This window comes from Streptomyces sp. NPDC088812, assembly GCF_044750285.1.
Lineage (GTDB): Bacteria > Actinomycetota > Actinomycetes > Streptomycetales > Streptomycetaceae > Streptomyces.
In genome coordinates this window covers 1-13480 of the sequence record NZ_JBIVJP010000019.1, presented here as the reverse complement: position 1 = coordinate 13480, position 13480 = coordinate 1, and the positions used below count along the sequence as shown (strand labels likewise).

The window sequence follows — 13480 nt, the reverse complement described above, 5'->3', positions numbered from 1 at the left end:
CGACCAGGGACACTCGCGCGATGAGTCACAGCACTTCGTCTGAACCGATCGAGCGAGGGTGGGACGTGCCCTGGTATCGGGTCCGCATGGCGGACTTCCAGGCGTCGTTCCTGCCCAGCGACGGTGAGGACTTGGACGAGGTCTGCAACGTCGATGTCTTCGTGACGCTGAAGGATGGATCTCGTTGGACCGCGACCGTATTCACCGTCGCGGAAGTCGAGCGCCTGATGAAACTCTGGGCAGGGACCGAGGAGGCCCTCGGGGGCCGGTACTTCTGGGTCTCGGACGGCCTGATCGTCAGGGATCCCGGCATCGACAGCATGACCGACGTGATCGCCGGACTGATCGAGAACGGCGAGTTCTCCGAGATCTTTCATCGGGTGATCAACGACTGATTCAAGTGCTCGGCCGCCGGAAGCGACGAGGAGCTCGGGATTACGCCGAAGGAACTGGCCGGGATGCTTGCCGTCCGGGGTCTCGCCCCGGTACCAGGCGTCGGAGATGAGCCGCGGTGGCGCACCCAGCAGTTGCGCCAGCCGGGCCGGTCGGGGAAGGCGGGCAGCCTCTCGCTCGCCGGCTCCGGCAGCTCCAGGTCGACGACCTTGCCGACGGTCTCCTTCTTCTCCTCATCCAGCTGCTCGGCCCAGACCCGGGCGAGCTGCTCCGCCGCGGTCGCGGGGATGCCCGTGCGAGTCATGATCTGCGTCCAGAGCATCCCGACCTCGCGGAGGGAGTGGATCTCCCTTCCTCAGGCGAGGCGCCGTGCCCAGGGCCACTTGCCGATGACCCTGGGCAGCTTGCGGCGGATCAGGTAGCGCTGGTGCTCATCCAGTCCGCCGTAGACGCCGTACTCCTCGCCCAGCGTGTCCCGGGCGCACTGCGTGCGGACCGGGCACATGGCGCAGATCTCCTTGGCCTGGTCCCAGCGCTGCTGCGTGCTTTTGACCGGCTTGCGGTTGGGCTGGCCGCCGGGCGAGAAGAAGAGGTGTCTGCCTCCTCCCAGCGGCAGATGCCACGCGGCGCCCAGCGCCGGTGCGGGTCGTACAGCATCACCGGCCTCGCAGGTACAGCGAGACGAGCAGGATGCCGACGAGGCCACCGACGAGGGCCTGGACGGTGGCCCAGAAGAGCCAGACCGCGAAGCTCGGGAGCGCCTTCTTGAGGCGCTTGATCAGATCCGCCAATGCGACACCCCGTTCATGACGAAGGCCGCCACGAGGGCGGCCAGGATGATCACCTTGTGTGAGGTCGGCAGGTTCACGGCCTCCTCCGGGGAGGGCGGATGCAGGGGTAAGCCCTCTTGCAGAACGGGCAGACCATCAGCCCTCCTCCGTCGTCGTGCGGCGGGCGGCGTAGCCGGACTGGCTGCGCCCGGCCATGAGGCCGCGCTGGTAGGCGGCCTCGATGTAGACCAGGACGAGATCCATCCCGGCCTCGGTGAGGCCGGCGCCGCTGACCGCGGCTCGCTCGGTGACGGGCCTCCAAGGTTCCGGGCAGCTCGGCCGTCCAGGCGGGCTCGGACATGGTTCCTCCCATGACGAAGGCCCCCGCCGGGGCAGGGGCCTTGAAGTTCGCGCTGGTCAGGCGGCAAGCGGATGATTTTTAGGGATCATGGTGTAACTGAACACACACGGTCACCAGGGCCACCACCAGCATCGAGATGATCGCCGACGCCTCGAAGACGGGTGCCCCGAAGTGGAACGGCGTGCTGATCCCGACCCAGTCGGCGTCCGAGACCCCGCCGAAGTCCGTGAAGCCGAAGGGGACGGCGACCGCGAGGCCCACCGCTATGCCGATCAGCACCGCCACCCGGCTGAGGAAGGCGGGCGCGAACCGCTGCACCCCGAGCACCACCGCCAGCACGAACGCGGCGAGCGCGATGTTCCTCGGCTCCCCGAAGTCCTCCGAACCGGCGCCGCCCGCCACCCAGTTGCCCGCGACCGGCAGCAGCGAGATGCCGATGACCAGGATCACCGTGCCGGTGACGAGGGGCGGGAAGAACCGGAGGAGTCGGCCGAACACCGGTGCCAGCAGTGCGATCGCGAGCCCCGCGACGATCACCGAGCCGTAGATCGCGGGCAGTCCGCCGCCCGTCGTTCCGATCAGCACCATCGGCGACACGGCCGCGAACGTACAGCCCTGCATGATCGGCAGCCGTACGCCGAAGCGCCAGAACCCCACGCACTGGATGAGCGTGGCGATGCCGCAGATCAGCAGGTCCGCGGTGATCAGGTACGCCAGGTCGGCGGGCGACAGCTTCATCGCCCCGCCCACGATCAGCGGTACGGCCACCGCGCCGGCGTACATCGCGAGCACGTGCTGCAGGCCGAAGGCGGCCAACTGCCGTGCGGGGGGCACTTCGTCGACGGGGTGTACGGGTGGGGGCGTGGGCATGGGCACTCCAAGGCGGCGAGGGAGGGCGGGCTTGAGGGGGTGGCGACATCCGGACAGCACGAGACCGTACGAGCCTTAAACAGTTTGTTGATTTCACGGGTGTTGCCGGTGTGTGTCCTGCCCACCGGGCCCGGCCGTGCCCGCCGCCGCCCGCAGGGCCGCCCAGTCCGGCAGCTTCACCACGCCCCGCCCCAGGGAGGCCCCCAGCTCCGCCTCGGCGCGCTCGATGGCCAGCCATCCCGCCCACGCGACCGGCTCGGCGCCGGCGGCCCGCAACAGGGCGAGGGGCTCCCCGAGTTCCCGCCGCAGCAGGACGGGGGCGTCCTCCACCAGGGACGTCACCGTCTCCTTCGCGCACGGCCGGTTGGTGCCGATGACACCCGTCGGGCCCCGCTTGATCCAGCCGGCCACGTACTCGCCCGGCGCCACGGCGCCGTCGCGCAGCACCCGTCCGGCGAGATGCGGCACCGTACCGCGCTCCGCGTCGAACGGCAGCCCCTCCAGCGGCACTCCGCGGTAGCCCACCGACCGCAGCACCAACTGGGCGTCGACGTCCTCGTGCACGCCGGTTCCCGTCACCCCGCCGAGCCCGTCGAGGGCGGTCCGTTCGCAGCGCACCGCGCGCACCCGGCCGCCGGCGGCGAGGAGTTCGACGGGCCGCAGGAAGAAGCGCAGGCGGATCCGGCGCCGCAGGCCCCGTGGCGGCGCGGCCGCCCAGCCGCGCAGCACCTCGATGTTGCGGCGTTGCGCCGCCGGCAGGGCGGACGGGTCGCGGTACGCGGGGTCCAGCGCCAGCTCCGCCTCGTCGACCACCACGTCGGTGTCCGGCAGACCGCCCAGCTCCCGCAACTCCTTGGTGGTGAACCGTGCCTGCGAGGGGCCGCGCCGCCCGACCATGTGGATCTCGGTCACCTCGCTCGCGGCCAGGGCCGTCAGCGCCGCCTGCGGCATGTCGGTGGCGGTCAGCTCCGCCGCGCCCCGGGCCAGGATGCGCGTGACGTCCACCGCGACGTTCCCCACGCCGATCACCACGGCCGAGCGGGCACCCGACAGGCAGCCGTCGACGACGGCGTCCGGGTGGGCGCTGTACCAGGCCACGAAGTCGGTCGCCGACCAGCTGCCCGCCAGATCCTCCCCGGGGATCCCCAGCCGCCGGTCCGCCGCGGCGCCGACGCAGTACACGACCGCGTGGTACACCTCCCGCAGCCGCTCGACGGGCACCCCGCCCGCCCCGACCCGCACTCCGCCGAGGAAGCGCACCCGTTCGTGCTCCAGCACCGTGCGCAGGTTCTGCTGGAGCGATTTGATCTTCTCGTGGTCCGGGGCGACGCCGTACCGCACCAGCCCGTACGGGCACGGCAGCCGGTCCAGGACGTCCACGAGCACCTCGGGGTCCCGCTGGACCAGGCTCTGGGCGGTGTAGACCCCACTCGGCCCGGAGCCGACGACGGCGACACGGAGCACGGCAGAACTCCTTACCCCCGGCAGGCGCAGGAGAGCGCTGACGCTTCCAGCATGGCACCGCTGCCGCCGCGCTGACAGGTGCCGGACGCCGAGGACGCGTGCATGCCGGTCGGGAGGGGGGAACGATCGCGCGGTCACGCTGCGTGCGGGCTGGTCAGGTCGTTTCTGCGCGGCGTGCGGCGTGCGGCGTGCGGCGTGCGGCGTGCGGCGTGTGGCGTGTGGCGTGTGGCGTGCGGCACGGGCCGCTGGGCCGCTGGGCCGCAGGCCACGGGCCCGTGGCGGCGCGGGCCGCTGGGCCATAAGGGGGACCGCTGGGCCATGAGGGGGACCGCTGGGGGGACCGCTGGGCCATGAGGGGGACCGCTGGGGGGACCGCTGGGCCATGAGGGGCACGAGTCTTCGGCGAGGGCGTGCGGGCCCGGCCGGTCCCGTCCTCCGTCGGTCCGGCCGGGCCGGCGGGTCACAGCATCGCCCTCATCCGCGTGATCTCCGTCGTCTGCTCCGCCACCACGTCGTCCGCCATCTCCTCGACGCGGATGTTGTTCCCCTGCGCCTTGACGTCCGCGGCCATGGTGAGCGCGCCCTCGTGGTGGGTGATCATCAGGGTGAGGAAGAGCTCGTCGAAGGCCTTGCCGCGGGCCGCCCGCAACTTGCCCATCTGCGCCTCCGTGGCCATCCCGGGCATCGCGGCGTGATCGTGCCCGCCGTCCGCCGTGCTTCCGCTCCCCGCCGTGCTCCCCGCACTCGTGCCGTCGGCCGTGCTCCCCGCACTGGCGCCGTCCGCCGTGCTCCCGTCGTCCTCGCCGTGGGCCGACAGCCAGCTCCGCAGGGCCTCGATCTCCGGCCCCTGGGTGGCGGCGATGCGGGAGGCGAGGGCCTTGACCTGCGCCGAGTTCGCCTGCTTCGGTGCGAGTGCGGTCATCTCCAGGGCCTGGCCGTGGTGCTCGATCATCATGCGGGCGAAGGAGACGTCCGCCGAGTTCGGGGTGTCGTCCTCGGCGCGCTGCTCCGCGGCGTCCTCGGCGGACAGCGTCCGGTTCTCCTCGCCCGGCTTCCCCGGCACGATCACCGAGGGTCCGCCCGCCGCTTTGGGCGTGCTGTCCGTCCCGGAGTCGCAGCCCGCGAGGACGAGACAGCCCGCGAGGAGGAGCGCCGGCAGCGAGGCACTGGTGAGGGACGCGCGGCGGAAGAGCACAACGACCTCCTGTCGTGGCGGGTCTGACGCCCTGTCGGAAGCGGGCAGGGGCCTGTGTGACCGTCCTAGCACGATTCCTGTCCCGGTCGACCGCGGACCTTCGTGACGAGTGTGTTTCCAACTCTTGATATGTGCATGATGAAGACGATACTTCGGAGGACCGTGAATCGTTCCCCGTGAACGGCAGCAAGGGAGGAAGAAGCAGTGACCCTGTTGAACGATCCCCGAAGGCGGCGCAGACGGACGGCGGCCGTCGCGGCCTGTGCCGGCATCCTGGCCGCACTGCTCACGGCGGTCCCGGCGGCCGCGACCCCCGACCCGGGGGACGGCCCGGCCGCGGAGCCCGAGGTGTCCCAGGACGTACGGACCGAGGTGGCCGAGGCGATAGCCGCGGGAGAGGTGCCGGGACAGGACGAGATCGTCCACTCCGCCAACATCGAGCACCTCGCCAACGTGCCCAAGGACGCGCTCAGCAGCATCAACTCGGACATCGCCTTCCAGGGCAGGTACGCCTTCGCCGGCAACTTCGACGGCTTCCGCGTCTTCGACATCAGTGACCCGAAGTCCCCGAAGACCGTCGCCCAGGTGCTCTGCCCGGGCTCGCAGAACGACATCTCCGTCTCCGGGAACCTGCTCTTCCTGTCCACCGACTCCTCGCGCAGCGACAGCAGTTGCAACAGCACCACGCAGCCCGCGACCGAGAAGTCCTCCTGGGAGGGCATGAAGATCTTCGACATCAGCGACAAGCGGAACCCGCAGTACGTCGCCGCCGTCGAGACCGCCTGCGGCTCGCACACCCACACCCTGGTGCCCGAGCGCAAGAACGTCTACGTGTACGTCTCCTCGTACTCGCCCAACGCCGCCTACCCCGACTGCCAGCCCCCGCACGACGGCATCTCGATCATCAAGGTGCCGCGCAAGGCGCCGGAGCAGGCCGCGATCGTGAACTTCCCCGTCCTCTTCCCCGGTGAGGGGCCGGACGGCGGCGGCAACCCGGGTGGGCCCACCAACCCGGGCGTCTCCAAGACGACCGGCTGCCACGACATCACGGTGCTCCCGGAAAAGGACCTCGCGGCCGGCGCCTGCATGGGCGACGGCATCCTGTTCTCCATCAAGGACCCGGAGAACCCGAAGGTCATCGACCAGGTCCAGGACAACGTGAACTTCGCGTTCTGGCACTCGGCGACCTTCAACCAGACGGCGGACAAGGTCGTGTTCACCGATGAACTGGGCGGCGGCGGCGCGGCCACCTGCACCCCGGAGATCGGCCCGGAGAAGGGCGCCGACGGCATCTACGACATCGTCGGCAAGGGCGACCACCGCAAGCTCGTCTTCCGCAGCTACTTCAAGATCGACCGGCCCCAGGCGGCCACCGAGGTCTGCGTGGCGCACAACGGCTCACTGATCCCGGTCAAGGGCAGGGACCTCATGGTCCAGGCCTGGTACCAGGGCGGCATCTCCGTCTGGGACTTCACCGACTCCGCCCACCCGAAGGAGATCGCCTACTTCGAGCGCGGCCCGGTGGACACCGAGCAACTGACCACCGCCGGCTCCTGGTCGGCGTACTACTACAACGGCTACATCTACTCGAACGACATCGCCAAGGGCCTCGACGTGCTGAGGATCGACGACCGGCGCACGGATCCGGCCCAGCGGGTCCGCCTGCCCGAGCTCAACGTGCAGACACAGCCGGACTACTTCGGCTGATCGCCGACGGGTCGGCCCGTCGCGAAGAAGCGGGACAGGTCGCCGTCACCGTTCCCGCCGGGCGCCTCGGCGTCCGGCGGGAACCCCTGCTCCCAGTCGAGCCGGTAGCGGGCGAACAACTCGGCCCGCACCCGGGCGAGCGGTATCCCCGCGGCGGGCAGCACCATCGCGTAGACGGAGCCCATCAGCAGGGCGCGCAGCACGGGGTAGTCGGTGTCGACGTCCCGTGATCCGTGCCGTGCCACGGTGTCCCGCAGCAGGTCCGCGAGCCGCCGCTGCTCCGTGCACGGGACGAAACCCTCCGCCTGGAGCAGCCCCGCCATGTGCTGGCGCATCAGCACCGTCCGGTCCCGCGCCAGGCCCAGGACGGCGTCGATGGCCCGCGCCATGCGATCCCGGCCGTCCTCCGCGCGCGGCTCCCGTTCCAGCGCCTCCTCCAGCGTGCGGTGCATCAGCCGGTGCACCGCCGACTGCACCAGCCGGCGCTTGCCGGGGAAGTAGTACGACACCAGTCCACGCGCCGAGCCCGCCCGGTCCGCTATGTCGCCGAGCGTCGTCGCCTCGTACCCCCGCTCGCTCACCAACTCGACGGCGGCGTGCAGCAGTCGCTCCCGGGAACGCCGCCGCAATTCTTCATTGACCGAGGCGCTGCGCGGGGACATGCTGTAACTCCTGCGTTGACTGGCCGACAGCCAACTATACTCAGCGCATCCCCGCCGGTTCCGTGTGCGAGCCGGGCCGGGCGGCCGCCTGCTCTGGGCGACACGGGGGATCGTCCAGAGTCGGCGTGCTCCCGCCGAGGGGCCGTGGGCCCGGGGCTCCGGGCCCACGGCGGACGCCGGCCCCGCGGTCTCAGCCGACCAGATCCAGCACCGGACGCAGCCCGTCCGGCCGTTCCGCCGCCGGCAGGTGGTCCACGAAGTGGACCGCGCAGCCGAGCGCCGCCGCCCCGCCGTCCGCGCGCCGGTCGTCGCCCACCATCAGCGTCGTCCGCGGATCGACACCGAGTGCGTCGCACGCCGTCGCGAACAGCCGCGGGTGCGGCTTCTGCACGCCGTGCTCGTACGACAGCACGTACGTGTCGACGAACGGGTCGAGGCGGTGCTCGCGGAACACCGGCCTGAGGTCCCAGCCGATGTTGCTCACCACGCCCACCCGGATCCCGCGCTCGCGCAACGCGCCCAGTACGGGCCGGGCGTCGGGGTACGGCGCCCAGGCGGCCGGTGTCATGTGCCGGTCGTACAACGCGTCGTGGAGCGTCGGATCGGGCAGCGGGACCTGACGGGAGAGCCCGGTGTACGCGGCCCGGTGCGCCTCGGCGCTCGCGTCCCGCACCCGCCACAGCCCGGCCAGTTCCTCGGGCACCCGGCCGGGCGGCGCGCCACCCGGCAGCGCACCGGCGGCTTCGAGCGCCCGCGCCGCGGCGGCCAGGTGCGCCGCGGTCAGTTCGGCACCCGCCGCGTCGAGCACGGCCCGCAGCCACGACTCCGCGGACTCGATGCGGAAGAGGGTCCCGGAGAAGTCGAACAGCACGGCGGAGGTCATGGCACGGATCCTACGGACGCCCCGCGTCGACGTTCCACGGACGGGGCAGCCCGGCGTCGCGGAACACGCAGGGACCGTCGACCCGGTAGGGGCTCACGGCCGCCAGCGCAGGTGGGCCGCGATCGCCAGTGCCACCAGTGTCATGCCCAGGAGCCAGCCGCCGAGGACGTCCGAGGGCCAGTGGACCCCGAGCCACACGCGGGTCAGTCCCACGCCCGCCACCGAGACCACGGCCACCGCCACCGCCGTACGCCACACGGCGGTGCGGACGCCGTGGCGGTGCAGGAGCCACAGCAGGAGGCCGAGGACGACCGTGGCCGTGAGGGCGTGTCCGGAGGGGAAGGCCGCGTAGTGGGCGGAGTCGACCGGGTCGGGCCAGCGGGGGCGTTCGCGGCCGACGGCGGCCTTGAGGCCCTGCTGGAGGGCGGTGCCCACGGCCGACACCGTGACCAGCCACGCCGCCGTCCACCACGCCGACCGCCGCCACACCAGCCATGCCGCGACCGCCGCGCACAGCAGCCGCATCGTCACCGGGTCCCAGACCCAGTCGCTGAGGACGCGGCAGACGTGGGTGAAGCCGTGCTCGGTGACGGCCCAGCGGTGTGTCGTGCGCGAGATGTCGCGGTCGGCGGAGAGCAGGGGGTGCCACTCGGCCCACACCGGGACCAGGAGCAGCAGGGAGCACAGCCCCAGGGCGAGGCCGGCGCGGACGGCGGTGCGCAAGGGCGACGGGGCGGGCGGGGAGTCGTCGGACGGGTCGTGCATGAGGTGATCCTTGCCGAACAGCGGCGATCGAAGCCAACCCGGAAAGCGGCCCGTGGCCCCGGGCCGGGTCAGCCGAGCGCCCGCAGCGCCGGCACCAGCGTCACCAGCACCGGGATCACGGGGACCAGCGAGGCCGCCGCCGTCAGCCGCAGCCGACGGGCCGCGGTGAGCCGGTCCGGGGGCGTGAGCAGGCGGTGCACGCGCTGCGGGACGTGCGCCCGCGGAGCGGGGGAGGGGCCGAACACGCCCCGGTCCTCGTTGAGTTCCACCAGCGCCAGCGCGGTCGTCAGCCGGCCGAAGCGCCGGGAGGCCGTGTCGTCGGCGGCGAGCTCGACCAGCCGGTGCATCTCGTCCCGGAACGCGGCGAACACCGGCACCTGCGGAAACCCGTTGGCCAGCGCGGACGAGCAGTGCAGCAGCCAGTCGTGCCGGGCCCGGGCGTGCCCCTGCTCGTGCGCGAGGACCGCGTCGAGCTGACGGCCTCTGAGGCGGCGCAGCGCGGCGGTGGTGACCACCAGCCGGGGCGCCCCGCCCGGCAGCCACCAGGCGTCGGGCCGTTCGCCCTCCAGGACCACGAGCCGTCCCGCCGCGGGCTCCTCGCCCGGCAACAGCGGTGCCCGCGCGTGCAGTTCGGCCCGTCGGCGCCGACGCCGGGAGCCTGCCCGCGCGACTTCCCGCGCCAGCATCGCCCCGCTCCACAGCCCGGCGCTCGCCAGGGCCACCGCGGTCGCCGCCGCCCAGGGACCCGACGGGCCCAGGGCGTACGCCTCGACGACCGCGCGCGGGGCCGGCGCGAAGACGTGCCCGCGCACCGCCTGCCATGCCGCCGCCGCGCTGAGCGTCATCGACAGCGCGCAGCACAGCAGCACCGCCGCCACCACGCACTGCCACATCCACAGCGCGACGACCGGTTCCCGGTCCGGCCAGTCGGCCCGGGCGAGCGGCCGGGGAGCGACGACAGCGGTCAGAACGCCGAGCAGCAGCAGGACCGCGGGGACCATCATGGGCAGCACCCTATGAGCGGCGCACCGCTCAGCGGTACGGCTTGTCACGTCAAGTGACGCAGGCCACCGTCAGGTGACGCAGGCCACCACCGCCCGCCCCCGGCCCGGACCCGGCATGGATCACCGGGCCGGGGACACCCCCCGGAGTCCGCCGGACGGGCCGGACCTCACATGGTCCCTCACATGGTCAGCAGCATGGCGAGCATCCCGATCCCCATCGACAGCCGGCAGGCCCGCGCCAGTTCGGGCCGGTCGCTCCAGGCGACGGTCCCTCCCGCCGCCGCCCCGGCCGGCAGCAGCCGCACCCCGGAGACCAGGACGTACCCGGCGAAGTACAGCAGCAGCACGCCCGTCAGCAGCGGGCTCCCGGCGCCGCCGTGGACGTGGCCGCCGGCGCCGGGGGAGGCCGCGGGGGCGGCGGCCATCACGACCGCCATGTAGACCATGGCCGAGGCGCCCACCAGGTGGTGCAGATGGTGGACGCCGCTGCGGGCCGCCCACAGGGCGTGCAGCGCGGCCGCGCCGAAGACCGCCGTGTACGCCCCCCACGCCCACTCCGGCGGGGTGAACGCCGCCGCGGGCACCGCCATCACCGCCATGCCGAAGCCCATGAGCGCCTCGCCGCCCGCGGCCCGGCGCTGCTCGTCGTCGCTGCTGCGCATCCGCAGCAGGCAGTAGGCGCCGGTCGCCGCACACAGCGCGACCAGCAGCCAGCCGGGCGAAGCCGGTCCGTGCACGCGCACCTCCCCGCTCGACGGTCGGTCGAGGGATGCGATGCCCAGGACACGCGGTGCGCACGCGAGCGCAAGGGGGTACGCGGGGAGCGTTCGGCGGAGCACGCCGCCGGGTGACGGACGTCACGACTGATGTTTTACGAGTAAAACACATGCTAAATTAGTGGCTATGAGAAGTGCGACCCGACTCCCGCTCGCCGGTGTGCTGCGCCTCGGCCGGCCGTCCGACATCTGGTTCAAGCCCGCCCTCAGCGTGGTCGCCGCGGTCGCCCCGCCGAACCTGATCCTGCTGGCGCTCGGCCGCCTCGACCTGGCGATGTACACGATGGCCGGATCCCTGTGCGCGCTGTACGCCCACAACCGTCCCTACGCCGTACGCGCCCGTGTCCTCGCCTGGGTCGTGCTGGGCATGACCGGCGGACTGGCCGTCGCCCTGCTCGCCGCCGCGCTCACCACGGACGCCGTCGTCCTGGTCACCGTCGGCGCCCTGCTCGCCGCCGCGCAGAAGGTGCTCTGCGACGTCACCCGCCTCGGCCCGCCCGGCAACGTCGTGCTCACCTTCATCACCTCCGCGTCGCTGTTCGTCCCCCAGACTCCGGGACAGATCCCCGGCCATCTGGGGCTGGCCCTCGCCGCGGGCGCCTGGTCCTGGCTCATCGGCATGGCACCCGGGCTGCTGCGCCCGCACGGCCCCGAGCGCCGGGCCACCGCCCAGGCCCTGGACGCGGCCGCCGCGTACGCCGCCACCCGCGGCACCGGCGACGGACACACCCGGGCCCGCGCCGCCGCGGCGGCCGCGGTCCAGGCCGCCTGGCAGACCCTGCTGTCGGCCCGTGAGGGGGAGACGAACCGCTCCCTGGAGAGGCTCGTCATCGGCGCCGAGGTGGCCCTCGCGGCCCCCGCGGACACCGACCCGGAGCGCCTGCGCACCTGGGCGCGCGCACTGCGCGGCACCGGCCGCGTCCCGTGCCCCGACGACCTCGCGTCCCCCGACGGCCGCCCCGGGCACGACGGCCCCGGCGGCAGCCGCGGGAACGGCGGCCTCGGGGAAGACGACGAACTGCTCGGCGTCGACGTCGAGCGGGCCGCCGGGCGGCCCCCGTTGTGGAGCCGCCTCTGGTCGCTCACCCCGCTCGCCGTGCGCACCGCCCTCGGCTGCGCCCTCGCCGGATACGCCTCCCTCGCCCTCGGTATCGGCCGTCCCTACTGGGCCCTGGTCACCGCCGCCTCCCTCTACCAGGCGAACCTCAGCCTCACCTGGAGCCGCGGCGTCCAGCGCGTCGTCGGCAACCTCGTCGGGGTGCTCGCCTTCGCCGTGCTCGTCCCGCTCGCCCATCTCCACCAGGCGGCCCTGGTCGTCGTCTGCCTCGCGCTCAACTTCGGCGCGGAGGCGCTGATCGGCCGCAACTACTGGCTCGGCAGCGTCTGCGTGACCCCGATGGCCCTGCTCATCACCGAGTTCGCCCACTACCAGGACGCGGGCACGCTGATCACCGAGCGGGTCGTGGACACCGTCGTCGGTGCCCTGGTCGGCTTCGCCGCCGCGGTCGTCGTCACCAACCGCCGCGCCGGCGACCGCCTCGGACACGCCCTGACGGCCGCCGAACGCGCCCGCGAACGGGCCGCCCGCCTGCTGGCCGAGCCGAGTCCCGCCCCCGGCGCCCTGGAGTCCGCCCGCCGCTCTCTGGCCGCCGCCCTGGTCGACCTGCGCGCCACCGCCGACGCGGCCTCCGGTGAATGGTGGCAGCGGGCGCTGCCCCAGGAGAGGGTCGTCGCGGCCGAACAGTCCGGACACCGTACGCTCGCCGCGACGGTACGGCGCCAGGGACTCCTCCCGGCCCGGGACACCAGCACGAGAGCGGAGGGCGTACGGCCATGACGGCGACGCAGGGACGGCCTGCCGGCGGGGACGGCGCAGCACGGGGACGGTCCGCCGCCGTCCGCCACGGGGGAACCGGCGACCCGGCCGGCGGCGACACCGTCGCCGCGGTCGTACGGCAGTGGCGGTCCGTCCGCCCGGACCTCGACACCGCCCCCATGGAGATCATCGGGCGCGTCAACCGCTGCGCGGCCCTGCTCCAGCAGGCCGAGGACGCCCCCCTGCGCCGGGCGGGTCTGAGCCGTGCCGAGTTCGACCTGCTCGGCGCGCTGCGCCGCACCGGTCACGAGCTGACGCCGGGCGACCTGGCCCGCGAGACCTTCTCGTCGGGCGCGGCCGTCACCAAGCGCCTCAAGCAGCTGACCGAACGCGGCCTCGTGGAGCGCCGGGGCGACACCCGAGACCGCCGCGTCGCCCACGTCCGCCTCACCGACGCCGGCCGTGACCTGGTCGACGGCATCATGCCCGAGCAGCTCGCCTACGAGACCGCCGTCCTGTCCGCCCTCGACGCCGACCGGCAGGGTGAGCTGGCGGGGCTGCTCGGGGACCTGCTGAGCCGCCTGGAAGGACACATGCAGGCACTGCGGGTCTGACCGCCCACGGAGCACCGGCCCGGTCCTCGGCGGGTCCGACCGCCCACGGAGCACCGGGCCCGGTCCTCGGCGGGGCCTCGGCGCCCGGCGAGCCCGGGGCGGACTGCCCCGTTATGTTTTTCGCGGTCCTGCAAGAGGGCCGCTGGCCTCCGGGCCCGGCATGACTGTTGCCCCCTGTCGAAGGCATGACCTGGGGGGTG

At 73.1% G+C, this 13480-nt stretch carries 14 protein-coding genes and 1 pseudogene; 4 read left to right on the top strand and 11 right to left on the bottom strand.

Going from position 1 to position 13480, the window contains the following annotated elements; translation table 11 throughout:
- Positions 1 to 20: 20 nt before the first annotated feature.
- Positions 21 to 395 (top strand): hypothetical protein, encoded by a 375-nt coding sequence (locus ACIP67_RS29390; protein ID WP_401695892.1) that lies wholly within the window; start codon positions 21 to 23, stop codon positions 393 to 395.
- On the opposite strand, the gene ACIP67_RS29385 is transcribed toward ACIP67_RS29390, so the two are convergent.
- From ACIP67_RS29385 to ACIP67_RS29360, 6 genes and pseudogenes are all read right to left on the bottom strand, one after another.
- The gene (locus ACIP67_RS29385; RefSeq protein ID WP_401695891.1) at positions 374 to 697 is read right to left on the bottom strand and encodes a hypothetical protein; all 324 of its coding nucleotides are present in this window, start codon (positions 695 to 697) and stop codon (positions 374 to 376) included. The genes ACIP67_RS29390 and ACIP67_RS29385 overlap by 22 nt on opposite strands.
- 51 nt (positions 698 to 748) lie before the next feature.
- Positions 749 to 1099: a WhiB family transcriptional regulator gene (locus tag ACIP67_RS29380; RefSeq protein ID WP_401695890.1), complete on the bottom strand. Its 351-nt coding sequence runs from the start codon at positions 1097 to 1099 to the stop codon at positions 749 to 751.
- Positions 1050 to 1184, bottom strand: coding sequence for a hypothetical protein (locus tag ACIP67_RS29375; RefSeq protein WP_401695889.1), 135 nt, complete (start codon positions 1182 to 1184; stop codon positions 1050 to 1052). The genes ACIP67_RS29380 and ACIP67_RS29375 overlap by 50 nt, the downstream gene beginning before the upstream one ends.
- A 445-nt stretch (positions 1185 to 1629) precedes the next feature.
- Positions 1630 to 2394, bottom strand: a pseudogene (locus tag ACIP67_RS29370) (solute carrier family 23 protein); the annotation flags it as partial.
- A 93-nt stretch (positions 2395 to 2487) separates the two neighbouring features.
- The gene (locus ACIP67_RS29365; protein ID WP_401695888.1) at positions 2488 to 3858 is read right to left on the bottom strand and encodes an FAD-dependent oxidoreductase; all 1371 of its coding nucleotides are present in this window, start codon (positions 3856 to 3858) and stop codon (positions 2488 to 2490) included.
- Between the two features lie 460 nt (positions 3859 to 4318).
- Positions 4319 to 5053, bottom strand: a complete 735-nt coding sequence (locus tag ACIP67_RS29360; RefSeq protein ID WP_401695886.1) for a DUF305 domain-containing protein — start codon at positions 5051 to 5053, stop codon at positions 4319 to 4321.
- Between the two features lie 204 nt (positions 5054 to 5257).
- Between ACIP67_RS29360 and ACIP67_RS29355 the strand changes: the two genes are divergently transcribed.
- Positions 5258 to 6760, top strand: coding sequence for an LVIVD repeat-containing protein (locus tag ACIP67_RS29355; protein WP_401695885.1), 1503 nt, complete (start codon positions 5258 to 5260; stop codon positions 6758 to 6760).
- Here the strand turns inward: ACIP67_RS29355 and ACIP67_RS29350 are convergent.
- The 5 genes from ACIP67_RS29350 to ACIP67_RS29330 form a co-directional block, all read right to left on the bottom strand.
- Positions 6748 to 7422 (bottom strand): TetR/AcrR family transcriptional regulator, encoded by a 675-nt coding sequence (locus tag ACIP67_RS29350; protein ID WP_401695884.1) that lies wholly within the window; start codon positions 7420 to 7422, stop codon positions 6748 to 6750. The two genes, ACIP67_RS29355 and ACIP67_RS29350, sit on opposite strands and share 13 nt — an antisense overlap.
- A 190-nt stretch (positions 7423 to 7612) precedes the next feature.
- Positions 7613 to 8305, bottom strand: coding sequence for an HAD family hydrolase (locus ACIP67_RS29345; RefSeq protein ID WP_401695883.1), 693 nt, complete (start codon positions 8303 to 8305; stop codon positions 7613 to 7615).
- Positions 8306 to 8398: 93 nt separating this feature from the next.
- On the bottom strand, positions 8399 to 9070 hold the full coding sequence (locus tag ACIP67_RS29340; RefSeq protein ID WP_401695882.1) for a phosphatase PAP2 family protein: 672 nt from the start codon (positions 9068 to 9070) through the stop codon (positions 8399 to 8401).
- A gap of 68 nt (positions 9071 to 9138) precedes the next feature.
- Positions 9139 to 10074 carry a M56 family metallopeptidase gene (locus tag ACIP67_RS29335; protein WP_401695881.1) on the bottom strand — a complete coding sequence of 312 codons (936 nt, stop codon included), beginning with the start codon at positions 10072 to 10074 and terminating at the stop codon, positions 9139 to 9141.
- A 179-nt stretch (positions 10075 to 10253) separates the two neighbouring features.
- Complete coding sequence (locus tag ACIP67_RS29330; RefSeq protein WP_401695880.1) at positions 10254 to 10811, bottom strand: DUF5134 domain-containing protein; 558 nt, start codon at positions 10809 to 10811, stop codon at positions 10254 to 10256.
- Positions 10812 to 10977: 166 nt separating this feature from the next.
- On the opposite strand from ACIP67_RS29330, the gene ACIP67_RS29325 reads away from it, so the two are divergent.
- Both ACIP67_RS29325 and ACIP67_RS29320 read left to right on the top strand, forming a co-directional pair.
- Positions 10978 to 12687: an FUSC family protein gene (locus ACIP67_RS29325; RefSeq protein ID WP_401695879.1), complete on the top strand. Its 1710-nt coding sequence runs from the start codon at positions 10978 to 10980 to the stop codon at positions 12685 to 12687.
- On the top strand, positions 12684 to 13280 hold the full coding sequence (locus ACIP67_RS29320; RefSeq protein ID WP_401695878.1) for a MarR family winged helix-turn-helix transcriptional regulator: 597 nt from the start codon (positions 12684 to 12686) through the stop codon (positions 13278 to 13280). The genes ACIP67_RS29325 and ACIP67_RS29320 overlap by 4 nt, the downstream gene beginning before the upstream one ends.
- The last annotated feature ends 200 nt before the right edge of the window (positions 13281 to 13480 follow it).

Bases quoted from the DNA above. Each gene is read 5' to 3' on its own strand.
- ACIP67_RS29390 (WP_401695892.1), top strand. From the start codon at position 21: ATGAGTCACAGCACTTCGTCTGAACCGATCGAGCGAGGGTGGGACGTG.
- ACIP67_RS29385 (WP_401695891.1), bottom strand. From the start codon at position 697: ATGACTCGCACGGGCATCCCCGCGACCGCGGCGGAGCAGCTCGCCCGG.
- ACIP67_RS29350 (WP_401695884.1), bottom strand. From the start codon at position 7,422: ATGTCCCCGCGCAGCGCCTCGGTCAATGAAGAATTGCGGCGGCGTTCC.
- ACIP67_RS29345 (WP_401695883.1), bottom strand. From the start codon at position 8,305: ATGACCTCCGCCGTGCTGTTCGACTTCTCCGGGACCCTCTTCCGCATC.
- ACIP67_RS29340 (WP_401695882.1), bottom strand. From the start codon at position 9,070: ATGCACGACCCGTCCGACGACTCCCCGCCCGCCCCGTCGCCCTTGCGC.
- ACIP67_RS29335 (WP_401695881.1), bottom strand. From the start codon at position 10,074: ATGATGGTCCCCGCGGTCCTGCTGCTGCTCGGCGTTCTGACCGCTGTC.
- ACIP67_RS29325 (WP_401695879.1), top strand. From the start codon at position 10,978: ATGAGAAGTGCGACCCGACTCCCGCTCGCCGGTGTGCTGCGCCTCGGC.
- ACIP67_RS29320 (WP_401695878.1), top strand. From the start codon at position 12,684: ATGACGGCGACGCAGGGACGGCCTGCCGGCGGGGACGGCGCAGCACGG.